This is a genomic window from Phenylobacterium sp., from assembly GCF_030693805.1.
Taxonomy (GTDB): domain Bacteria; phylum Pseudomonadota; class Alphaproteobacteria; order Caulobacterales; family Caulobacteraceae; genus Phenylobacterium.
The window spans coordinates 1-21146 of record NZ_JAUXZW010000416.1; the positions used below are offsets into that span (position 1 = coordinate 1).

Sequence of the window (21146 nt, forward strand, 5' to 3'; positions counted from 1 at the left end):
TGAACTTCAGCGCGTTGGAGATAAGGTTCATGACGATCTGCTTCACCGCCCGGCGGTCGGCGTCGGCCTCCAGCGGCTCGCGCGGCAGCACGCCGCGGAGCTGCACGCCGGCGCGGTCGGCCTGGCCACGCATCAGCCGCAGCACCGCGCTGACCGCCTCGCGCGCGTCGAACTCCTCGCGCGCCAGCTCGTACCGGTCGGCTTCGATCTTCGACATGTCGAGCACGTCGTTGATCAGCTCCAGCAGGTGGCCGCCGGACTCGTGGATCAGCTCGGCGTAGTCGGCGTAACGGTCGGAGATCGGACCGAACATCCGCTGACGCATGATGTCGCTGAAGCCCATGATGGCGTTCAGCGGCGTGCGCAGTTCATGGCTCATGTTGGCCAGGAACCGGGACTTGCCGGCGTTCTGGGATTCCGCCTGCTCGCGGGCCCGCTCGAGCTCGGCCTCGCGAGCCCGGGGACCTCGGGCGTCGCGCATGGATCCCACCAGGCGCTGTGCGGAGGCGCGGCGCAGGCTGAGCACCACCCAGCCGCTGGCGTCGTCCACCGGCGTGAAGCCGATCTCGGCCGACCCCTCGACGGCGGCGCGGCGCAGCGCCTGCTGGACGTCCAGGCGCTGGGCCTGGACGACCGCGGAGATCAGGTTGCGACCGACCATGTCGGCCACCGGAACGCCCGGCGGCGGATGGCCGACGACGCCTTCCATCCGACCGTCAGGAGCGACCGCCAGCAGGAGCTGGGGTTGCTCGACGAAAACCCCCTGCAGCCGCTCGGCGCCGCGCCCGACGCGCGCGGCCTCGCCGTAGACGCTGAGCAACACCGCGCCCAGCGCCGCCGCAAAACCGCCTACGCTGAGCACGGACAGCCAAGGGGTCAGCACCGCAGGCGGAGCGGCCAGGTGGAACAGCATCGCGCCGAAGGTAGACAGGGCGAGCGCGGCCAATGCGCCTGCGCCTGCGAGCGGCAGCAGATCGGCGCGGCGAAGCATCACCGCGACCATCAGCGGCGTCAGGCACCAGACCGCGAGCGGCCCGGCCGCGCCGCCCGCCAGCAAGCTGGCCAGTCCGCCCCCAATGGTCCAAGCCAGCACGACGATGCGGCCAGCCGCCCCCTCGCGTCCGGCGGAGCCCAGGGTGATCACAGCCGGCGCCGCGCCGAACGCCAGCGCCAAGGCCTCACGCCCCGCGCCTGGCGGTCCCAGCGCCCAGGTCAGCACCGCGGCGACGAAGCCAGCCGTCAGCCACGCCGCCGAGACGCCCCAGGCGATTCCGCGCGCGATCGGCGCCGCCGCTTCGGGCGCGCCATGCAGAGCGGTCTGGGTCAAGCCTGAGCGTCCTCGCAGCAACGGATTCGTCCGCCTGTACAGAGTAGCCTCCACCCTCGGTGCGCGTAAGGCTGCTCGCGCGGCGCGCGACAGGCGGGAAACCAATTCGTAAGCGCACAGGGGCGACTATGCCGGCGAACGCCTGGAAGGCTGTCGACATGTCCGAACCGGCGAAGGTCATAGCGCCCGCCGACGCTAGTCCGCCGGCTCCGCGCCGCGCAAGCCTGCTGGACGAACGCAAACGCTCGTTCCTGCGCATGGCCAGCCACGAACTGCGCACCCCGCTCAACTCGATCTTGGGGTTCTCCGAGATCATCGCGGCCGAACTGTACGGACCACTGGGAGCGCCGCAGTACAAGGAATATGCGACGATCATCCGGGGTAGCGGCCTGCGGTTGCTGAAGCTGGTGAACCAGATCCTCGAGATCGCCCGCCTGGAGGGCCACGCCACCGATCTCGACCTTCGCGCCGAACCGTTGGATCACGCGATCGACGACGCCCTGGACAGCCTGAAGGAAGAGATCACGGCCCGCAGGATCGAAGTGCTGGTGCTCGAGCGTGGCGCGATGCCCATCGCCATCGCCGACGCCCGCGGCCTGAGGACCGTACTGGCCAACCTCATCCAGAACGCGGTGATGTTCTCGCCGGAGGGCGCGCAGGTGCGGATCGGGGCGGCGGCGCGCGGCGACAGCGTCGAGATCGTCATCGCCGACGATGGTCCAGGCGCGGATCCTGAAGACCTGCCGAGACTGCTGCGCCCGTTCGAGCAGGGCGACAGCGCGCTCACCCGCCGCAGCGAGGGCGCTGGGCTGGGGCTGCCGATCTGCGAACTGCTCTGCCAAGCGATGGGCGGGCGGCTGCGGTTGCAATCGGCGCTCGGCGAAGGCTTCACCGTGCGGGTGCGCCTGCCCGCCGCCTGAGGCTGTGCGGTTGCGCGACGCCGTCAGGCCTCCTAAGTCGGCCACGATGCGCACCATCGACGAAGAACTGGCGGACCTCGCGGGCGAATTCGACCTCCTGGGCGACTGGGAGGAGCGCTACCGCTACGTGATCGACCTGGGTCGCGAGCTCGCTCCGCTCACCGACGCCGAACGCAGCGACGCCAACAAGGTGCGCGGTTGCGCCAGCCAGGTCTGGCTGGTCACCGAGCCGCAAGCCGCCGGCACGGTGACGTTCCGCGGGGATTCCGACGCCCAGATCGTGCGTGGGCTGATCGCCATCCTGATCCGGCTGTTCTCGGGGCAGACACCGGAAGCGATCATGGCGTTCGACCCCAAGGCCGCGTTCGAGAGTCTGGGGTTCGCCGGCGCGTTGTCGTCGCAACGCTCGAACGGTCTGGCGGCGATGGCTACCCGTATCCGCCGCGACGCCGACGCCCTGACCGCGCGGACCTGAGGCCGATCAAGCGGCGCGGATGCCGCTCAGCGTCTGGCCCTGGACGCCGACCACCGCGTCGTAGCCCAGGATCATGTCGACGTCCCGGCCGTTGGCGGCCAGCGGAAGGCGCAGCCACAGGATCGACAGGTGGGACGCACCGCGCCAGGCCAGGTTATGCACACCCACCGAGGGGCGGCGTTCCTCGACCACCTTGGTCAGTTCGCCGCGCCAATATTCCGCGGCGGCGGAGTTGTAAACGTCGTGCAGGGTGCGGCCGGTGATCTCGCGCCCATAGACGCTGTAGAGGCCGGTGCCGGCCAGCCGCAGACGGAAATCCAGGGGCTCGCGATGCACGTCGATGAGGCTGACGGTGGGCAGGAGTCGCTTGATCTCGCGCGGATGGATGTCGCCGCGGCCAGGAAGCCGCGCACCCTGCCGTAGCGAGGCCCAATAGGCGTACAGCTCCTCGTGCGCCCGTGCAGCCGCCGCAGAACCACCGATATGCGCCGACATCTCCAGATTCCTTAACAACATCTTGGAATCGCGAAGAATCATATATCGCTCAAGCAGCGAATCGCGGGCAAGCGAAAAACGTGGGGTGCGGCAATGAATTCATCGCCGTCGACAACTGGAATGCAAAACGCCCGCTGAGATCAGCGGGCGTTTTCCGTTGCGAACTCGCTTTGCGAGACTGGCGTCAGCGCTTCTTGCGCGGCGCCTGACGTCCGCCTTGGCCCAGACCCATTTGTTTGGCCAGGTCCGAACGCGCCTTGGCGTAGTTTGGCGCGACCATCGGGTAGTCCTTCGGCAGGGACCACTTGGCGCGATATTCCTCGGGGCTCATGTTGTACTTGGTGCGCAGGTGACGCTTCAGCGACTTGAACTTGCGACCATCCTCGAGGCAGATCAAGAAATCCGGCGTGATTGAGCGGCGGATCGGAACCGCAGGTTCCTTGGGAGCTGCTTCAGAGGTCTCCGCGCCCGTCGACACACCGGCAAGGGCGCGATGCACGCTCTGGATCAGGCTTGGAAGATCCGTTGCGGAAACCGAATTGTTGCCGACATAGGCGGAAACAATGTCCGCGGTCATCTCGATCACTTCTGATTTCTCGTCCATTTGTCTCTATCCGTGAACCCTTGGGGTTTCATCTGAATCATAACATCAATGGTAGGTCATTAGAGGGTGTCGATCATCCCGACAAGACCACAAATAGCAGCCTCTTTCGCCGAACATCGTTTTGATCGCTTAGAACAGTCAAAGCGCTACGCTGCTAGGTTGCGCAGCGTGCAGTAAGCTGAGTGTGCTCTACCTGTTGAGATAGACGCAGAGACAGCGGACTCAAGGGGTTAGCCGCAAAAACGACGAGATTGAACCGCCGCGCGACGCAAGATCTTAGCGCGAGAGCTCTTTTGAGAGCGCCAGCATCGCGGCGCGTTGCGGTACTGAGTATTCATCCACCGCGTCCTCGTCGCCCTCGCGGATCGCGCGCATCAGACTGGGCGTCATGGCCGAGGACAGCGACCAGTTCCAGTAACGCAGGACGGTCTGCGCCCGGTCGACGGCGATCATGTCATAGGTGGTGATCGCACGGTCGAGAGCCGGCGTGAGCACGCCTTCGGCGTCGGTCTCCGGTCGTCTCAAGCCGCGCCACAGCGCCCTGACCGCGGCCCGCGGCAAGCCGGTCGCCTTGCACAGGATCGCCAACGCCTCGCCGCCGTCGTCGGTGAAGATCTTGGCGCCGGTCATCGGCTTCAATCCGGAGAGATAGGAGATCTCCTCGGCGGTTTCGCGGCTCATGCCGCCCTGGGCTGCGGCCACCGCGTCCTCGAGGCTGTCGAACGGGCTCTTCTCGATCGCCGCACGATTGCGCTGGCGACGCTCGATGAACTGCAACGCCTTGCGCGCCAAGGGGTCCTGCCAGCCTTCCTGGGCCGCCAGCGAGAAGATGTCGCCCACGGCGTCCTGCAGCACTTCGCGCGATACGGCGAAGCGCTGGAGGATGGTGCGCCTGGCCTCTGCGTCGGCCCACCAAAACAGCACGTAGGCCTGGGACGGACGCACCTCGGGCCGCTTCAGGAGCGTCGGCACCAGCCGCCCGTCGCCGCGGCTATTGGCGACGATCGCTTCGACCCCGCTGTGGGAAAGCTTGGCCTGGGTGTTGCGCAGCAGGCACTCGATGACCACCGTCTCTTCGAACTCGATGAGCGCGTCGGCCACCACTTCGCTGACGCCGCGGCGTATGGCGATCAGCCGGCGATGTTCGAGGGTGGCCATGCGGGCGCAATCGATGAGGTCGCGATCGCTGAGGCTGGCGCATTCCACCAGCAGCGGCTCGGCCACCTCGATGTGGTCGCGCAGCAGAAGTTGCAGCAGGGTCGCCGGCACCTCGCCGAGACACGAGAGCCGCTTGGCGACCCGGATGCGCTCGGAGGGGCCGGCTTCGCGCAGGATCTCGACCAGCAGATCGGCGGTCATCGCGCGCTCGAAGGCGTTGACCCGCGAACTTGGCAGGCAGACCACGTCAGCCAACCTGCGCAACAAGGCCGCGCGGGCGCGCGAAGGCGGCCTCGGCTGCGGCTCGGCGTCTTCTGGAAAGTCCGTCGCGGGCGCGGTCTGGTTCATGTCGGCGCACACGTCACCACAATGGCGTTAACCAGCCGTTTGCATCGCGACCCGCGCCCAGTTCGCTCGACGCTTGACGCCGGCGCGCAGGGCAAGGCCCATTGCCCTCAAAGTAGGACGCGCCGATCAAAGCGCCGGGTCATCGGAGGAAGCATGCACCCATCGATCTACGCCCGGCGAACGCCGGACAAGCCAGCACTGATCATGGATGGATCTGGCGAGGTGGTGACCTATCGCCAGCTGGACGATCGCTCCAACCAGGGGGCGCAACTGTTCCGCTCCCTCGGTCTGGGCGCCGGCGACGTGATCGCCATCCTGATGGACAACTCGCCGCGATTCTTCGAGATCACCTGGGCGGCTCAGCGCGCGGGCCTGTATTACGCCTGCATCTCCAGCAAACTGACCGCCAACGAGGTGGAATACATCGTCCGCGATTGTGGAGCCCGGTTGCTGATCGTCTCGCCCGGGGTCGGTTCGGTGCTGGACGAACTGCCGGCGTTGCTGCCCGACCTGACGCTGTACATGACGGCGCCCGTTCGCGCACCCTACGCCGACTTCGAGGCGGCGCGCGGAGCGATGCCGGCGACCCCGGTCGCCGATGAGACCGCTGGGTCTGACATGCTCTACTCTTCGGGCACCACCGGGCGTCCAAAAGGGGTGAAGCCGGTGCTGAGCGGCGGGCCGATCGACGCGCCCGAACGTGTCAGCGAGCTGGCCCGCGTCCACTTCGGCTTCAGCGAGGACACGGTCTACCTATGCCCTGCACCGTTCTATCACGCCGCCGCGGTGCGCTGGGTCATGGCCGTGCATCGCCAGGGCGGCACGGTGGTCGCGATGTCGCGCTTCGACGCCGAAGCGGCGCTGGCGTTGATCGAGGCGCACAGGATCAATACGGCTCAGTTCGTGCCGACGCACTTCGTGCGCATGCTCAAACTGCCCGAAGCGGCCCGCCGCGCCTACGATACCACGAGCCTCAAGGTCGTGTTCCACTCCGCCGCGCCCTGTCCGATACCGGTCAAGGAACAGATGCTGGACTGGCTGGGTCCGATCATCGGCGAATACTACGGCGGCACCGAGGGGATCGTATTCTGCTGCCTGACGGCGGAAGAATGGCTGGCGCACAAGGGCTCGGTCGGCCGCGCCGCCGGCGGCGAACTGCGGATCTGCGATGAGGACGGAGAGCCGCTGCCGCCCCGAAGCGAGGGGGTTGTGCACGTCGCGAACGGACCGCCGATCCGCTATCATAACGCCCCTGAGAAGGCGAAGGAGAACACCAACAAGTATGGCTGGCCGACCATGGGCGACGTCGGCTGGGTCGACGAGGAAGGCTATCTCTACCTCACCGACCGCAAGAGCTTCATGATCATCTCGGGCGGCGTGAACATCTACCCCCAAGAGCTCGAGAACCTGCTCATCACCCACCCCAAGGTCGCCGACGCCGCGGTGGTCGGAGCGCCCGACGCGGAAATGGGCGAACAGGTCGTCGCAGTGATCCAGCCGCTGGACTGGGCCAATGCAGGCGACGCGCTGCGCGACGAGCTGATGGCGTTCTGCCGGGCGAACATCAGCCATGTGAAGTGCCCCCGACGCATCGACTTCATGGCCGAGTTGCCACGCCACCAGACCGGAAAGTTGTACAAGCGGCTGATCCGCGACGCCTATTGGGGCAAGCAAGGCTCCAAGATCGTCTGACGCATAGCCAAGGAGGAATACCGCCTATGCCCACCATCGACTTCAACGGCCTGCCCACGCTCGTGGGCCAGGAGGTCGGCGTGTCCGACTGGGTGCAGATCACCCAAGAGCGGGTCAACCAGTTCGCCGAGGCGACTGGCGACTTCCAGTGGATCCACGTGGACGTCGAGCGTGCGACGCGCGAGATGGGCGGGACGATCGCCCACGGCTATCTGACGCTGTCGCTGATCCCGTTCCTGTCGAAGGGCCTGCTCAACATCACCGGCGTCGCGCGTGGGATCAACTACGGTTCGGACAAGGTGCGCTTCACCAACATGGTGCGGGTCGGCAAACGGGTGCGCGTGCGCCAGAAGCTGTTGGCCGTGGAGCCGCGGGCCGGCGGTCTGCAACTGCGCAACGAATACACCGTCGAGATCGAGAGCGAAGACAAGCCCGCCTGCGTCGCCGAGACGCTGACGATCTATTTCGCCGGCTGAGGGCCTAGTCGGGCGCCGCCGCCTCTTCCGCGGAGGCGGCGCTCGCGCCCACGACACCGGCGTCGGCGCGGGCCACGGTCACCGGGGCGGCCGGGTTGTCGAGCAGGGCCAGCGTCTCGTGGATGTACTTGGCGTGGGTGACGATGCCGATCTCCAGCCGTTCGTTGTTCAACTCCACCTGCTGAGTCAGCAGGCCGGCGATGAACTGAGGTTCGGCGGCGTCGGCCGCGCCGGCGCGACGGCTGTCCATGGCGGTCATGAAAACCGGGCCGCCCGAGTTGCCCGGAAATACCGAGAAGTCGAGCAGGAACGTCGGGAACACCGTGGCCGGCGCCACGGGATAGGACGCCACGCGGCCAGAGCGCAGGATCGGGAAGCCTGCCTGGTTGGCGGCCAGACCGCGGGGAAAGCCCAGGGCCATCATCTCGTCGCCGGCCCCGATCTGGTTCTTGGAGAAGGTATCGTCGCCCGCAAGGTAGTTGGCGGGAATCGCCGCCTTGGCGAACTCCGGCGGGGCGACGATGGCGATGGCGGCGACGTCGCGCGAAGGATGGCGGGTCCACACCGGACCACCGGACGGGTCGCGAATGGTCACCGTCTGGGGCGAGTAGGTCCAGCTGCCGTCGGCGTTGGCGATCCGGTAGCCGACCTTGGCCTGGGCGCCGGGCATCTTCTGCAACACGTGGTTGGCGGTCACCAGCACCGTGCGGGGAGTTCCGTCAGGGGCCGGCGCATTGATCAGGAACCCGGTCCCGACAGTTCGCGTTCCGTCTCCAAGCGGCTGTTCAAGCTGAACAGTAGCGTGGATCAACTCCGTGGAGAGATCCCAGACCATTGACGCCCCCTAGACCTTGAAAGTCCCGATACAACTACTCGCAATCATGAATCAGACTGGGTTTTGAACGACAAGACGCAGGTCCGTGATCGGCCCGCGCCCTATTGACGCGCTTATATCGACACAAAGTTAACACATCTTAACCACGTTTCGAGGCGGCCAACGCCGATGGTTGAATCCGCTGCGCCGCAGCCTGCGCTTGAGCCAGCGCCACGCAGGCCGCATCTAGCGTAGATGATCACGCCCACGCCCCCCGTCGCCCGAAAAGAGCCCACGATCATCGAGCAGATCGGCCGCGTGCGGAGCGACGAATACGCCTGGATGAAGGACGACAACTGGAAGGAGGTGCTGCGCGATCCGACGAAGCTCGCCGGAGACATCCGCGCCCACCTCGACGCGGAGAACGCCTACACCAAGGCCATGCTCGCTCCGACCGAAGCGCTGCAGGCGCAGATGTTCGCCGAGATGAAGGGGCGGATCAAAGAGGACGACAGTTCGGTCCCGACGCCCGACGGCGCGTGGGAGTACTACGCCCGCTACGAGCCGGGCGGCGAACACCCGATCCACGCGCGCCGGCCGCGCGGGCGCGACGACGGCGAGGAAGTGTTGCTGGACGAACCGGCGCTGGCCGCCGGCAAGCCGTTCTTCCAGGTCGCCGCCTCTCGCCACAGCCCGGACCACGCCTTGTACGCCTGGGCCGCCGACGAGCAGGGCTCGGAGTACTACACGATCCACATCAGGGACCTGGCCAGCGGCGAGATCCTGGGCGCGCCGGTGGAGAGCGCCAACGGCGACTTCGCCTTCTCGCCCGACAGCGCCTGGCTGTTCTGGGTGTGGCGCGACGAGAACGCGCGCCCGTCGCGCGTCTATCGCCGGGCGGCCCGGGGCGGCGAGGACGTGCTGATCTACGAGGAGGCCGACGAAGGCATGTTCCTGGGCGTCGGCTCGACCTCCGACGACAGCCACATCGTCATCCACGTCGGCGACCAGGAGACCACCGAGAGCCTGCTGATCCCGGCCGAGGCCCCGCAGAGCCTGCCTGTCATCGCCCAACCGCGCGAGAAGGGGGTCAAGTACGGCCTCGACCGCTGGGGTGACCGCTGGGTGATCCGCACCAACGCCGACGGCGCCGTGGACTTCAAGCTCGCCACCTCCGAGGCGAGCATGCCGTCGCGCGATACCTGGCGCGACTGGATCGCCCACCAGCCCGGCCGCTACATCACCGGCTTCGCGCTGTACGCCGGCCACATCGTGCGCGCCGAGCGGGTCGACGCCCTCGACCGGCTGGTGGTCGCCGACCGGGCGGGCGACGAGCATGTGGTGTCCTTCGACGAGGAGGCCTACGCGCTCAACCTCGACAGCGGCTACGAATACGACACCGCCGTCACCCGCTTCGTCTACCAGTCGCCGACCACGCCCAGGCGTTGGTTCGACTACGACATGGCGAGCCGCGAGCGGACCCTGCGCAAGACCCAGGAAATCCCGTCCGGCCACGACCCGGCGCTCTACGTCGCCAGGCGGCTGCAGGCGCCGGCCGCCGACGGCGAGCTGGTGCCGGTGACCGTGCTGATGCGCGCCGACACGCCGCTGGACGGCTCAGCGCCGCTGCTGCTGTACGGCTACGGCGCCTATGGCCACGCCATGGAGCCGACGTTCTCGATCCGCTCGCTGAGCCTCGTGGACCGGGGCTGGATCTGGGCTGTGGCCCATGTGCGGGGGGGATCGGACAAAGGCTGGGGCTGGTTCCTCGACGGGCGGAAGGACAAGAAGGAGAACACCTTCACCGACTTCATCGCCGCCGCCGAGCACCTGTGCGCCCACGGCTATGGCCGGTCGGGACGGATCGCGGCCTACGGCGGTTCGGCCGGCGGCATGCTGATGGGCGCCATCGCCAACCTTCGCCCGGATCTATGGGGCGCGATCATCGCCGCGGTGCCGTTCGTCGACGTGCTGAACACGATGAGCGACACCACCCTGCCGCTGACCCCGCCGGAATGGCCCGAGTGGGGCGACCCGACGCGCGACGTGCAGGCCTACGACCGCATCGCCGGCTACAGCCCCTACGACCAGGTCGCCGAGCGGCCCTATCCGCCGATCCTGGCCACCGGCGGCCTGTCAGACCCGCGCGTGACCTATTGGGAACCGGCCAAATGGGTCGCGCGTCTGCGGGAGCGCACGACCGGCGAGGCGCCGATCCTGTTGCGCATCAACATGGAGGCCGGCCACGGCGGGGCCTCGGGCCGCTACGACTTCCTGAAGGAGATCGCCCTCGACTACGCCTTCGCGGTGTGGGCGCTGGAGCGGGGCTGGGCGCCATGATCCTGCGCGCCGCGACGATCCAGGACGCGCCGGCGCTGGCCGCGCTGTACGGCCATCACGTGATCGAGGGCGTCGGCACCTTCGAGGAGACGCCGCCGTCGCCCGAGCAGATGGAAGCTCGCCGCGCCGCCGTCGTCGTCCACGGCCTGCCCTGGCTCGTCGCGGAATTGAACGGTCGGATGCTGGGGTTCGCCTACGCGGGGCCGTTCCGCATGCGCAGCGCCTACCGCCACACTGTGGAGGACAGCGTCTACATCGCCCCGGACGTGCAACGCACCGGCGTCGGCCGCACTCTGCTGGCCGCCGTCATCGCCCGTTGCGAGGCGATGGGCTTGCGCCAGATGGTGGCGGTGATTGGCGACAGCGGCAATGCGAGCTCCATCGGCCTGCACGCGGCCCTGGGTTTCGAGGCGGCCGGCGTCGGCCCTGGCCTGGGCTACAAGCAGGGCCGCTGGCTGGACGTGGTGTGGATGGTGCGACCGCTGAACGGCGGGACAGCGAGCCTGCCGACGGGCCCTGGCCTGGACCTGGGCTAGTGGCCCGAGAGGCAAGAAGCGTTGGCTGGGGAACTAGGACTCGAACCTAGAATGACGGTACCAAAAACCGCAGTGTTACCATTACACCATTCCCCAGCAGGAACGGGCCTCGCAGGCCGCGCCGCGAGGGCGTCGAGATAGCCCAAGGCGCCTCGCGATGCAACGCCTGCAAACGGTCCGCCAGGCTCGCTTGCGGCGCTAAGGACGCTCATCTATAAGCCGCCTTCCTAAGTCGGAGTGTGGCTCAGTCTGGTAGAGCACCGCGTTCGGGACGCGGGGGTCGCAGGTTCGAATCCTGCCACTCCGACCAACAAGTCCTCTAGGGTACTGCGCCTCCCGAGCGCGTCCCAATTTCCCCCGACAATTCCGTAACTTGCCGCACTACGCCGAGGGCTTTGGGCTCTCCAAAGCGTGGATTCCGCGCCGTATCGGCGCGAATTCGCGCCTGCTCTCTGGGCGCATTCCAAAAGTGTAGGTTTCGGTCTGGAGTTGGATCGAGGAGGGTCGGCGCAGATCGGGCGTTATCGGAACCGCATCGGCCGGGTGTGGAACATTCGAATCCGACTACTTCGACCATTCAGTCTGGCCCCCGACCAGGCCTCCCGCCGGCGCAGGAAGTAGTGCCGACAAGTCCGCGGGTTAGCGGCACCGCACTCTCAGATCATGGCTCTCCAAGCCCGCGTTTCATTCGTCAAACGGGGCGAATTGCGCCGCGCTCTCTCGGGCGATTCCAAAAGTGTAGGTTTCAAGTCCGAGGGACTGACTTCCCTGCTAACAGGGACTTTATCAGGGAGTTCGGACTTCGAGCTCGAACGGATGCATGGCCGCCGTCCCTACGAAGCATACGGATACGCAAGAGAATCGCCCTGCGCATTGCGCAGGGCGAGCGACCCCAGCAGGGAAGTTCCGCGATGTTATCAGGGATGATCGCGCCTAGACGGTCGTCAGGTTTTCGAACCACCTCCGCTGTTCCGCCCATTCAAGCGGCATGGATCCGGACGTCAGAGTCTGCAGCGTCAGACACTGGGGCTGCCGTCCTTCGATAATCTGCTCGACGAGGTCGGGCGCGAGATACGCAAGCGGCAGCATGCGCGCGGCATAGTGGCTGCACATACCTTCCCGTTGAGCGAGCCGGGTGATGGAAGGTGTTTGGCCCTGCTCGAGCTCATGGGCCCAGGCCCTGGCCATCACGACACCGCGCACCAGTACCCGGTCAATCCGGGTGGGGGCCGCGGTTGATTTGTCGGCGCCTTCCAGGATCAGAGCCCCACGTTTGCGCCTCATATGAAAAGGTATCCTGACGGTCGAAATGCCAGTTTCATCATCACGGGAGCCGCCCACTTCCAATGCGAAGTTCGCCATCTCGACGGCAATTTCGTCGGCGCTGATGCAGACCCGGTGGACAGACTCGATGAGCCTCAAATCCTGCGGCGCGTCAGGCATCCAGGCTATCGCCAGCTTCGGCGCGAGCGCCTCGACCAGAAATTGCTCAAGGATGCCGGTCGAGACACGGTGTACGCTGCCTGCTTCTCCTGACCCTTTCAGACGGGCACGGCTGAGATAGTACCGATATCGCTTTCCGCCACGCTTGGTGTGCACGGCGATCATCGGGTTGCCTCGATCGTCGAACAGCTTCCCCTGGAGCAGTGCCGGCTCGCCGTGGAGCGGGCTCTCCGGGTGACTGCCGTTCCCACTGCTAAGCTTGTGTTGAACTGCGTCCCACGTTTCCACATCGATGATCGCCGGATGGGTGTCCTCGTACGCCTTCTCCTTGTGTCGCGTGACGCCTCGGTAGGCCGGATTGGTGAGCAGGTAGTAGAGCGCGCCACGGTTCATGTGGCCGCCGCCGACACGCTCGCCCTGACGATTGACCCACCGCTTGCTCTCGACGCCCTCACGTTCGAGCATCTTGAGGCTTCCGAGTTCCAGGTAGCTTTCGAAGACGCGCCTTGCGCGCGGCGCTTCCTCTGGGTTCACAGCGAGCTTGCCATCGACGATATCGTAGCCGAGCGGCGGCCGCCCACCCATGCGCAGGCCCTTGGCCTTCGAAGCGGCCACCTTGTCCCGGATGCGCTCGCCGGTCACCTCGCGCTCGAACTGGGCGAAGGAGAGCAGGACGTTCAGCGTGAGCCTACCCATGCTTGAAGTGGTGTTGAACGCCTGCGTTACCGACACGAACGACACGCCCTTTGTGTCGAACGTCTCGACGATCTTTGCGAAGTCGGCGAGCGAACGAGTAAGGCGGTCCACCTTGTAGACGACCACGATGTCGATGCGGCCCCGGCGGATATCCTCCAGCAGCTGCCCCAAAGCCGGCCGCTCCAACGAGCCGCCTGAGAAGCCGCCGTCATCGTACGGCGTCTTCACGGCGACCCACCCTTCACCAGTCTGCGACATTATATATGCCTCGCAGGCTTCTCGCTGAGCATGCAGGCTGTTGAAGTTCTGCTCGAGGCCCTCCTCCGTCGATTTGCGCGTATAGATCGCGCACCGAAGGCGCGCGGTCACCGTTGACGTTCCTTGAGGCCGAAGAACACCAGGCCATTCCATTTCGTGCCGGTGATGCGGAGCGCTACCTCGCTGAGTGATCCGTACCGCTCGCCCAGATAGCTGAACCCGTCACCAAGGACGCGGACTTCATGGCGCTTGCCTCGCCACTCCTTCACCAGCGAAGAGCCAGGCTTCAGTGACGGGCCTGGGCTTGGTCGATAGTTGCGATCGCGCTGAAAGCGGCGCCCGAGCTCGGCCATTCGTCGCTTGGCCGGGCCGCTCATTTCCCCCTGGCTCCGAACCTGCAGCCGGTAAGCGAACGCCAGCGCCATCAGGTCGCGGGTCCTGAGCTGAGGAGGATCCTGCGCCAGATGGGCTTTCCACGCGTCACGGATCTCGGCCAGTGACATCGTATTCATCCGCGCGACAAGATCGCCGGCGCTCACGCGCCGACTCCCTTGCTGGCTCGATAGATGCGTCCGGCCTCGATTTTCTCTGACGTGACGATGAAGCCGAGCTTCTTCTTGATCGAGCCGGCGATCGCTCCGCGCACCGAGTGGGCCTGCCAGCCCGTAGCCGCCTGCATCGCTTCGAGCGTAGCGCCTTCGGGCTGAAGCAGGAGCTGCCCCAGGGCGCCAAGCTTGCCCTTCGGTTCAGACTTCGTCGACGCATGCTCAGCCTCCGCCGGCTTGCCCTTTGCTTGGATGGATTTGGTCATGTTCGCCTCATTCATCGGCGACCGCCCATCGCGGCCTCCGTACTGAGGCGAGCCCGGCGGTCCGGGCGTGCATGGACTACCGCTTCCTTGGCGCGACAAGTCCAGCGGGAATGAAGTCCTTCTAATTCAACCGGATACCCAAGCCCAAAGCGCCGTCTCTGCGATTCCTTCTATCAAAAATGAAAGGGCATAGCCCCACAGAAAGGAGGGGGCCTCCTATGTCCCGACCCATCCAAGACATCGAACGGCTAAGCCTGGCGATTGAGCATCGTCCGCTTACCTCCATCAAACCCAACCCGGCGAACGTCCGGCGCCACACCACCAAGCAGATCGCCAAGCTGGCGCGTGCGATCCACGAGTTCGGCTTTGCTGTCCCACTCGTCATCGACGAAGCGGACATCATCATGACTGGCCACGCACGGTTCGCCGCGGCCAAACAATTGAAGTTCGCCACCGTCCCCTGCATCGCGCTCACGCACTTGACGCCTGAGCAGAAGACGGCCTTCGCGATCGCAGACAACAAGCTGCACGACGAAAGCGACTTCGATCCCGACGCCCTGAGCGCCGTCCTCAGCCACCTGCTGTCCGTTGAGTATGACATTGAGATAACCGGCTTCGAGACGCCGGAGGTCGACATGCTGCTCGACGTCGGCGGTAGGGTTACAACTACCGATCCGGCCGACCAGTTCGATGAGCCCGGCGACAAGCCCGCGGTGACGCGTCCAGGGGATCTGTGGCGGCTCGACGGTCATCGGCTGCTGTGCGCGGACGCCCTTCGGAAAGAAAGCTTCGCCAGGTTGCTGGGCGGTGATCTCGCCCAGATGGTGATCAGCGACTGTCCCTACAACGTGGCCATAAGCGGCCATGTCTCAGGCCTCGGCAGCGTTCGCCACCGCGAGTTCGCCATGGCGTCGGGAGAGATGTCGCGGGAAGAATTCATCGTCTTCCTTACGACCGCCACGACCAACATGGCGGAGGCCAGCGTCGACGGTTCCATCCATGCGCTGTTCATGGACTGGCGGCACCTAGGCGACCTGCTGGTGGCTTGCGAGGGCGTCTACGCCGAGCTCAAGAACATCTGCATCTGGGCGAAGACCAACGCCGGGATGGGCAGCCTGTACCGCTCCCAGCACGAGATGGTCCCGGTCTTCAAGAAGGGTAAGGCGCCGCACATCAACAACGTCGAGCTCGGCAAGCACGGTCGATATCGGACCAACCTGTGGAGCTACGCCGGGGCGAACAGCTTCAGCGCCACCCGCGACGCCGACCTGGCCGCCCACCCTACCGTCAAGCCCGTCGGCCTGATCGCCGACGCCATCAAGGACTGCTCCAAGCGCGGCGGGATCATCCTTGATCCATTCGCGGGTTCAGGGACCATCCTGCTGGCGTGCGAACGCACCGGCCGCAGGGCCGCGGCCATGGAGATCGATCCGCTCTACGTGGACGTGGCTATCGCACGCTGGCAACGGCTGACCGGTAACCACGCGGTCCTCGACGGCGATGGTCGTACGTTCGCTGACATCGCGCAGGAACGGCTGGCCGGCGCGGCGGCCCCCAACTCAGAGGGGGCGGCCTGACCATGACCCACAAAGTCGGATACGGCAGCCCGCCCCAGCACAGCCGCTTCAGGAAGGGCCAGAGCGGCAATCCCTCCGGTCGGCCCAAGAAGTCCAAGACCATCGTCGAGGACCTCGCGGCCGAGCTGAAAGAGACCATCCAGGTCACCGAGGCCGGACGACCCAAGCGCGTCACCAAGCAGCGCGCGGTGATCAAGTCCGCCATCGCCCGATCGATCAAGGGCGACAGCCGAGCAACGAGTCTTCTGCTCGGCCTGTGCGCCCGCTCACGGAACGCACCAATCTCGTGAGCGCAGATCGAGCTACTATTGGCGCACCTGCCGTCTTGTCGATGTTTTCGCTAGCGAAGGTGCCTTTGGCTTCCGCTACGCGGATGTTAGTGGCTGCATTCTCGCGGCGCTGGCGAGGTGCAGCGTTCACCACCGGCTCATCCTAACTAGGGGGTAATTGACGGCGTGGCCGCGAAATCGAAGTGGCTCACGCCTAACCTAGAAGGCGCGCTGTGGATCTTGGCGTCCGCCGTGTCCTTCACGCTCATGTCGGCCCTAATCAAGTTCCTCGGCGATCACTAGCCGTCTCTCCTCCAGATATTTTATCGCCAGCTGGCCGGCTTCCTCATCCTTGTGCCTCTAATCATCCGGCGCGGGCGCGGCGCTTATGCAACGTCCCACCCAGGGTTCTTATCCTACCGAGCAGCGACCGCTACCGGCGGCCTCATGCTGTCATTTTACGCGTTCCAGAACATGCCGCTGGCGGATGCCAACGCCCTTTCATTTACGCGGACACTTTGGATAGTTGTTCTCGCCGGAGTATTTCTGCGCGAGACAGTCGGGCCGCTGCGGATCGGCGCGACGCTTGTCGGATTTGGCGGGGTGTTGATTATGCTCGCACCTAAGCTGAGCGGCGGACTGGAGTTTGGCTTACCAGGGCTAGCGATGTTGGCCTCGTCTCTCCTGCTGGCGTTGTCAATTCTAGGCATCAAGAGCATCAGCCACGACACGAGCCCGACAGTGATGATGGTTTGGTCGGCGGGACTCGGGCTCATTTTCTCGATTCCCGGGGCCATGTTGACGTGGCGTGTACCCGCCCCGGCAGATTTGGCTTTGCTCAGTTTGATGGGGATGCTCGCTAGCGCGACCTTGGCTTTCTACATCAAGGGAATCCAAATCGGCGACGCCGCGGCCATGGCGCCTGTTGACTATAGCCGCCTCGTTTTGGCCGTGCTGTTCGGATTCGTTTTATTCGGCGAATTACCGAGCCTCTGGACTGTTGCCGGTGCGTTGGTGGTCGTCGCTTCAACCCTGTTGATCACGTGGCGCGAGCACCACGTGGCTCGCCGGGCGCTTCAAGGTCGTTCGCACGAGTAAGGGCTCTATCAGCCCAAGCCGTTTGGCGGCTGGGTTAGCCGGCTGTAGGCCTCGTCCGTCATGGCCAAACCGGTGGGCCGTCATGGTACATCGCAACTGCGCACAGGTCGGGGGCGGTCGACGTGAAACTGGATCTTGGACTAGTGGCGTTGTCGGTCGGCGCTTTCGGCATCGGCGTGACCGAGTTTGCGCCGATGGGCCTGCTCCCATTGATCGCCAAAGACCTCAACGCCACCATCCCCCAGGCCGGCTTGCTGATCAGCGCTTATGCCCTAGGGGTCATGCTCGGCGCGCCGCTGATGACAATCGCGACCGGACGTGTTCCGCGTCGAACGCTACTGATCATGCTCGCGGCGATCTTCACGCTCGGTAATGTGCTGGCCGCCGTCTCCGACGGCTACGGCATGCTGCTTGCGGCGCGCCTGCTGACCTCGCTCAACCATGGCGCCTTTTTTGGCGTCGGCTCAATTGTCGCGGCCAGCCTCGTGCCTCCTGAACGTCGCGCCAGCGCCGTAGCGGCGATGTTCATGGGGCTTACGATCGCGAATGTCGTTGGCGTCCCGTTGGCGACGTGGTCGGGCGAACATCTGGGCTGGCGAGCGTCCTTCTGGGGCATTGCAGCGCTCGGCCTGGCGACCATGGCGTCGCTTCGGCTCACCCTTCCCCCGCTGTCTGCGACTGGGAGCGCCGACATCTTGTCGGAGGTTCGCGCCCTGGGACGTGGCGAAGTGCTCTCCGCCCTGGCGCTCACGGTGATGGGGTCCAGCGCGATGTTCACGGTGTTCACCTACATCGCGCCCATCCTGCGCGAGGCCACTCACGCCTCGCTCGGCTTCCTGACAGCGATGCTTGTCCTCTACGGCGTCGGATTATCCGTCGGCAATTGGCTCGGCGGCAAGTTTGCTGACCGTTCGGTTGACCGCACTCTCATCGTCACTTTGGCGTCGCTATCCGTGATCCTGATCGCCATCGCCTGGTTGATGCCCCACGCTCTCTGGATGGCGTTGTTGATCTTCCTGTGGGGCGTGGCGAGCTTCGCGCTCGTGCCGCCGCTGCAAGTGCGAGTGATGACCGCCGCGCATGACGCGCCCAGCCTTGCCTCATCCGTGAACATCGGCGCGTTCAACCTCGGCAATGCAATCGGCGCTGCGCTCGGTGGTGGCGTGATCGCAGCGGGGCTGGGTTTTCCAGCCGTTGCACTCGCCGGCGCGGCGACTGCAGCGGCGGGTCTCTTCTTTGTCCTGGCTGCGCCGAAACGAAGGCTCGCTCCACAGCATTCGTGACGAGAAACCCAGGCGCGCGCTGCGACGCTACTGCAGCCGATGCTCGCCGGCGACGAAAGAGAGCTTCGCAATCGTCACCAGGACCGCCCTGACGTCCGCCAGTCGTTCAATCGGTCTACCAATCAGCGAGCACCAGCTTGCCGAGGGCACGGCCGCTTTCACTTATGGCGTGAGCGGCAATAAGGTTCGCCGCGTTAATCCGCCCCAAGTTCTGCTGAGCGGTCGTGCGCAGTACGCCCTCATCAACGAGGCGCGCCACCTCGGTGAGGATGTGATGCTGCACAATCATGTCTCCGGGCTGTTGTGTCGGCCGTGTGAACATGAGCTCCCACGAGACCGTCAGACTCTTGTCCGCCATCAGACGCAAATTGAATTGGTCCGGTCCCTCAATCAGCGCCATACGCCCCCGCGGACGTGCGACCTCGACCATCTGAGGCCAGTGTTCTCCAGCGTGGGTGGTGGCGAAGACGTAGTCGGCGAATGGAAGGTTTAGGGATCTCATCTGCTCGGCCAGTGGCTGACGATGGTCGATCACGTGATGTGCGCCCAGTTCGCGAACCCAGGCCTGCGTCTGGGGTCGTGACGATGTCGCAACCACGGTGAGATTGGTGAGGCGCCGCGCTAGCTGAATGGCCATCGACGCGACACCGCCGCCTCCGCCGATGATCAGGATCACACCCCGTTCATCGCGCGTCACGCGGAGCGATTCGAACAACGCTTCCCAAGCGGTGAGCGTGGTGAGCGGCATCGCCGCGGCTTCAGCGAAGTTCAGACTTTGAGGCTTGCGGGCGACGATGCGCTCATCAACCAACTGGAACTCCGCATTGGATCCCGCACGATTGCGATCGCCTGCCCACCAGACCTCGTCACCCGGCGCGAACAGTGTCACACTCGAGCCGACCTCAACCACCACGCCGGCGCCGTCGAAGCCAAGGATCACTGGGCTTTCCGGAGTTCCGGCACGCGCCGCGCGCACTTTCACATCGACTGGGTTGATAGATACCGCACGTACGCCGACTAGCACGTCGTGGGCGAGTGGCACAGGGCGTGGGGTCTCGAGATTCAGCAGAGCCCCTTCAACGGCGGCAGTCGTCGGTTTGAAATAGCCAACTGATTTCATATTACCTCGCTCTCAACCAGATGCGCGTGATGGCTGGACGGTGCAGTCCCGCGACGGTGAACATTCGATAGACCCGCTGAACGATGGCGATTTCTGCGGGTGGGCCTGGCACGAGGACAGTCCGATGGCCCTGCACCCCCTCGCAGGGACGCTCAAGGCGAGTGCGTCTGGCGTCGTCCACACTATCGCATCACCTCGCGAACTGTCAGCTCGGTGTACCCGCGGCTAACCCGGACGCTCTCCTCTGGCGTGTCCTTGCGGGCGACCCAAGTGACTGAGCCTGGATGCGAGCTGCGAGGAGGCGCGCCCTGCCAACCGCGGAGTTTCGTACGTTAGCCGGCATCTGGATGAAGCCAACGCGCAAGTAGGCGTTCGCAAGGCTCCCGAAATGATGCGCATAGGTGCTGACGCTGGGGAGGGCTGGATCCGCGTCGACGATGCCGCGGGTCAGATAACCGATGCGCTCGTATCGCTGCGCTAAGCGTCGGAGCATCTCCTCGTTGCTGAGCCGGACAATCTGCTGTCGCCGCGGCGGACGAGGCAGGGGTTCACCGATCGCCTCGTATATCGCAGCGACGCTGCCAAAATGCTTCAGCCATGTTGTCCCCATCGGCACGTCGGGCGCGTCCCCCAGGAGCCGCAGGGTTATTTTGCCATGCTCGGCGTAAATACGCCTCGCGGCGCTGATCATCGCGGCTCGTGACATCACGATCGGGGTTCTCTCGGCTATCCTGCGCGCTGCAGCCTCAAACATCGACCGACTGACAATCGCTTTGAACGCTCCGACTTTGCGAACGGCGTAGGACGCAGGCGCACGGGTGCGCTTAGCTCCAAGGAACCCCGTCCACTGGTTGGCCACGAGTTCGCCGCGGTACTTGGGGTTTTGCAGGACTGCGTTGACCGTGTGGAACGTCCACGGTCGGCCCGCCTCGGCTAAAATTCCTTCTGCGTTCAGAAGCCGGCTTATGCCTTCGCGGCTCATCCGAACGACCGTGAACAACTGATAGATGCGCTGAACGACGGCGATCTCTTCAGCGGGGCCAGGCACCAGGATGACGTGATGATCCTGTAGAGCTTTGCGCTCCCCATAATTCAGGGTCAGGCCCGGCCGACCTTGCGGATCGACCATCTGGCGTCGCAAGCCATATCCCGCGACCGCCCCTTGCCAATACCCTTGCTTCAAGAGCCCGAGGCGCCCGGCGGCGACCTTGGATGAAAGTTCGCGGCTGTACTCCGCAGCCATCGCTCGCTTCAGACCCTTGAGGATCGTGGACGAGAGGCTTCCGTCGTTCAGAAACATCTCTGCGCAGTACTCGACCTGAACCCCGGCTTCGGCGCACAGAAACTCGTAGTGGGCGCTCTGGTCAGGGTTCTGAAACCGGCCCCACCGGCTGACGTCATAGACG

At 65.3% G+C, this 21146-nt stretch carries 20 protein-coding genes and 2 tRNA genes; 11 read left to right on the plus strand and 11 right to left on the minus strand.

Features of this window, described 5'->3' with window-relative positions; translation table 11 throughout:
• A partial coding sequence (locus Q8M88_RS16840; protein ID WP_305598314.1) for a histidine kinase dimerization/phospho-acceptor domain-containing protein occupies window positions 1-1327 on the minus strand: 1327 nt, incomplete at its 3' end.
• A gap of 158 nt (window positions 1328-1485) precedes the next feature.
• Between Q8M88_RS16840 and Q8M88_RS16845 the strand changes: the two genes are divergently transcribed.
• Together Q8M88_RS16845 and Q8M88_RS16850 are read left to right on the plus strand one after the other, a co-directional pair.
• Window positions 1486-2247, plus strand: a complete 762-nt coding sequence (locus Q8M88_RS16845; protein ID WP_305598315.1) for a sensor histidine kinase KdpD — start codon at window positions 1486-1488, stop codon at window positions 2245-2247.
• A gap of 46 nt (window positions 2248-2293) precedes the next feature.
• Entirely contained in the window at window positions 2294-2722 is a 429-nt protein-coding gene (locus Q8M88_RS16850; RefSeq protein ID WP_305598316.1) for a SufE family protein, read from the plus strand.
• A 6-nt stretch (window positions 2723-2728) separates the two neighbouring features.
• Here the strand turns inward: Q8M88_RS16850 and Q8M88_RS16855 are convergent, their stop codons facing one another.
• The 3 genes from Q8M88_RS16855 to Q8M88_RS16865 form a co-directional block, all read right to left on the minus strand.
• Window positions 2729-3217 (minus strand): PAS domain-containing protein, encoded by a 489-nt coding sequence (locus Q8M88_RS16855; protein WP_305598317.1) that lies wholly within the window; start codon window positions 3215-3217, stop codon window positions 2729-2731.
• A 184-nt stretch (window positions 3218-3401) separates the two neighbouring features.
• Entirely contained in the window at window positions 3402-3821 is a 420-nt protein-coding gene (locus Q8M88_RS16860; protein ID WP_305598318.1) for a MucR family transcriptional regulator, read from the minus strand.
• A 276-nt stretch (window positions 3822-4097) separates the two neighbouring features.
• Window positions 4098-5327 carry a DUF2336 domain-containing protein gene (locus Q8M88_RS16865; protein WP_305598319.1) on the minus strand — a complete coding sequence of 410 codons (1230 nt, stop codon included), beginning with the start codon at window positions 5325-5327 and terminating at the stop codon, window positions 4098-4100.
• A 153-nt stretch (window positions 5328-5480) separates the two neighbouring features.
• Here Q8M88_RS16865 and Q8M88_RS16870 point away from each other — a divergent pair, with 153 nt between their 5' ends.
• A complete protein-coding gene (locus tag Q8M88_RS16870) occupies window positions 5481-7019 on the plus strand; it encodes an acyl-CoA synthetase (RefSeq protein WP_305598320.1) in 1539 nt (512 codons plus the stop codon).
• Window positions 7020-7045: 26 nt separating this feature from the next.
• Window positions 7046-7495 (plus strand): MaoC family dehydratase, encoded by a 450-nt coding sequence (locus Q8M88_RS16875; protein ID WP_305598321.1) that lies wholly within the window; start codon window positions 7046-7048, stop codon window positions 7493-7495.
• Between the two features lie 4 nt (window positions 7496-7499).
• Here the strand turns inward: Q8M88_RS16875 and Q8M88_RS16880 are convergent, their stop codons facing one another.
• The gene (locus Q8M88_RS16880; protein WP_305598322.1) at window positions 7500-8330 is read right to left on the minus strand and encodes a serine protease; all 831 of its coding nucleotides are present in this window, start codon (window positions 8328-8330) and stop codon (window positions 7500-7502) included.
• A 234-nt stretch (window positions 8331-8564) separates the two neighbouring features.
• On the opposite strand from Q8M88_RS16880, the gene Q8M88_RS16885 reads away from it, so the two are divergent.
• Both Q8M88_RS16885 and Q8M88_RS16890 read left to right on the plus strand, forming a co-directional pair.
• A complete protein-coding gene (locus tag Q8M88_RS16885) occupies window positions 8565-10649 on the plus strand; it encodes a S9 family peptidase (RefSeq protein ID WP_305598323.1) in 2085 nt (694 codons plus the stop codon).
• A complete protein-coding gene (locus Q8M88_RS16890) occupies window positions 10646-11185 on the plus strand; it encodes a GNAT family N-acetyltransferase (RefSeq protein ID WP_305598324.1) in 540 nt (179 codons plus the stop codon). Before Q8M88_RS16885 ends, Q8M88_RS16890 begins: the two co-directional genes overlap by 4 nt.
• A gap of 22 nt (window positions 11186-11207) precedes the next feature.
• Here the strand turns inward: Q8M88_RS16890 and Q8M88_RS16895 are convergent.
• Window positions 11208-11281, minus strand: a tRNA-Gln gene (locus tag Q8M88_RS16895).
• A 137-nt stretch (window positions 11282-11418) separates the two neighbouring features.
• Between Q8M88_RS16895 and Q8M88_RS16900 the strand changes: the two genes are divergently transcribed.
• Window positions 11419-11495, plus strand: a tRNA-Pro gene (locus Q8M88_RS16900).
• Window positions 11496-12118: 623 nt separating this feature from the next.
• Here Q8M88_RS16900 and Q8M88_RS16905 read toward each other — a convergent pair.
• Genes Q8M88_RS16905 through Q8M88_RS16915 form a run of 3 tightly spaced genes read right to left on the minus strand, consistent with a single transcriptional unit; the run spans window position 12119 to window position 14393 of the window.
• Window positions 12119-13693 (minus strand): recombinase family protein, encoded by a 1575-nt coding sequence (locus Q8M88_RS16905; protein ID WP_305598325.1) that lies wholly within the window; start codon window positions 13691-13693, stop codon window positions 12119-12121.
• Window positions 13690-14121 carry a DUF2924 domain-containing protein gene (locus Q8M88_RS16910; protein ID WP_305598326.1) on the minus strand — a complete coding sequence of 144 codons (432 nt, stop codon included), beginning with the start codon at window positions 14119-14121 and terminating at the stop codon, window positions 13690-13692. The genes Q8M88_RS16905 and Q8M88_RS16910 overlap by 4 nt, the downstream gene beginning before the upstream one ends.
• A complete protein-coding gene (locus tag Q8M88_RS16915; protein WP_305598327.1) occupies window positions 14118-14393 on the minus strand; it encodes a DUF3489 domain-containing protein in 276 nt (91 codons plus the stop codon). The genes Q8M88_RS16910 and Q8M88_RS16915 overlap by 4 nt, the downstream gene beginning before the upstream one ends.
• Window positions 14394-14611: 218 nt before the next feature.
• Here Q8M88_RS16915 and Q8M88_RS16920 point away from each other — a divergent pair, with 218 nt between their 5' ends.
• The 4 genes from Q8M88_RS16920 (at window position 14612) to Q8M88_RS16935 (ending at window position 18620) form a co-directional block, all read left to right on the plus strand.
• Window positions 14612-15970 carry a DNA methyltransferase gene (locus Q8M88_RS16920; protein WP_305598328.1) on the plus strand — a complete coding sequence of 453 codons (1359 nt, stop codon included), beginning with the start codon at window positions 14612-14614 and terminating at the stop codon, window positions 15968-15970.
• Between the two features lie 2 nt (window positions 15971-15972).
• Window positions 15973-16260, plus strand: coding sequence for a DUF5681 domain-containing protein (locus tag Q8M88_RS16925; protein ID WP_305598329.1), 288 nt, complete (start codon window positions 15973-15975; stop codon window positions 16258-16260).
• A gap of 297 nt (window positions 16261-16557) precedes the next feature.
• Window positions 16558-17337 carry a DMT family transporter gene (locus tag Q8M88_RS16930; RefSeq protein ID WP_371132750.1) on the plus strand — a complete coding sequence of 260 codons (780 nt, stop codon included), beginning with the start codon at window positions 16558-16560 and terminating at the stop codon, window positions 17335-17337.
• 122 nt (window positions 17338-17459) lie between these two features.
• Entirely contained in the window at window positions 17460-18620 is a 1161-nt protein-coding gene (locus Q8M88_RS16935) for an MFS transporter (RefSeq protein ID WP_305598330.1), read from the plus strand.
• A 115-nt stretch (window positions 18621-18735) separates the two neighbouring features.
• Here Q8M88_RS16935 and Q8M88_RS16940 read toward each other — a convergent pair whose 3' ends face one another.
• Entirely contained in the window at window positions 18736-19740 is a 1005-nt protein-coding gene (locus Q8M88_RS16940) for a zinc-binding alcohol dehydrogenase family protein (protein ID WP_305598331.1), read from the minus strand.
• Window positions 19741-19945: 205 nt separating this feature from the next.
• Window positions 19946-21146, minus strand: a 1201-nt coding sequence (locus Q8M88_RS16945; RefSeq protein WP_305598332.1) for a recombinase family protein, incomplete at its 5' end; no start/stop codon positions are given.

What these genes read in the sequence shown, in the direction of transcription:
- Q8M88_RS16915 (WP_305598327.1), bottom strand. Translation starts at nt 14,393, where the DNA reads ATGACCAAATCCATCCAAGCAAAGGGCAAGCCGGCGGAGGCTGAGCAT.
- Q8M88_RS16880 (WP_305598322.1), bottom strand. Translation starts at nt 8,330, where the DNA reads ATGGTCTGGGATCTCTCCACGGAGTTGATCCACGCTACTGTTCAGCTT.
- Q8M88_RS16885 (WP_305598323.1), top strand. Translation starts at nt 8,565, where the DNA reads ATGATCACGCCCACGCCCCCCGTCGCCCGAAAAGAGCCCACGATCATC.
- Q8M88_RS16925 (WP_305598329.1), top strand. Translation starts at nt 15,973, where the DNA reads ATGACCCACAAAGTCGGATACGGCAGCCCGCCCCAGCACAGCCGCTTC.
- Q8M88_RS16890 (WP_305598324.1), top strand. Translation starts at nt 10,646, where the DNA reads ATGATCCTGCGCGCCGCGACGATCCAGGACGCGCCGGCGCTGGCCGCG.
- Q8M88_RS16940 (WP_305598331.1), bottom strand. Translation starts at nt 19,740, where the DNA reads ATGAAATCAGTTGGCTATTTCAAACCGACGACTGCCGCCGTTGAAGGG.
- Q8M88_RS16855 (WP_305598317.1), bottom strand. Translation starts at nt 3,217, where the DNA reads ATGTCGGCGCATATCGGTGGTTCTGCGGCGGCTGCACGGGCGCACGAG.
- Q8M88_RS16865 (WP_305598319.1), bottom strand. Translation starts at nt 5,327, where the DNA reads ATGAACCAGACCGCGCCCGCGACGGACTTTCCAGAAGACGCCGAGCCG.
- Q8M88_RS16860 (WP_305598318.1), bottom strand. Translation starts at nt 3,821, where the DNA reads ATGGACGAGAAATCAGAAGTGATCGAGATGACCGCGGACATTGTTTCC.
- Q8M88_RS16870 (WP_305598320.1), top strand. Translation starts at nt 5,481, where the DNA reads ATGCACCCATCGATCTACGCCCGGCGAACGCCGGACAAGCCAGCACTG.
- Q8M88_RS16920 (WP_305598328.1), top strand. Translation starts at nt 14,612, where the DNA reads ATGTCCCGACCCATCCAAGACATCGAACGGCTAAGCCTGGCGATTGAG.
- Q8M88_RS16850 (WP_305598316.1), top strand. Translation starts at nt 2,294, where the DNA reads ATGCGCACCATCGACGAAGAACTGGCGGACCTCGCGGGCGAATTCGAC.
- Q8M88_RS16845 (WP_305598315.1), top strand. Translation starts at nt 1,486, where the DNA reads ATGTCCGAACCGGCGAAGGTCATAGCGCCCGCCGACGCTAGTCCGCCG.
- Q8M88_RS16875 (WP_305598321.1), top strand. Translation starts at nt 7,046, where the DNA reads ATGCCCACCATCGACTTCAACGGCCTGCCCACGCTCGTGGGCCAGGAG.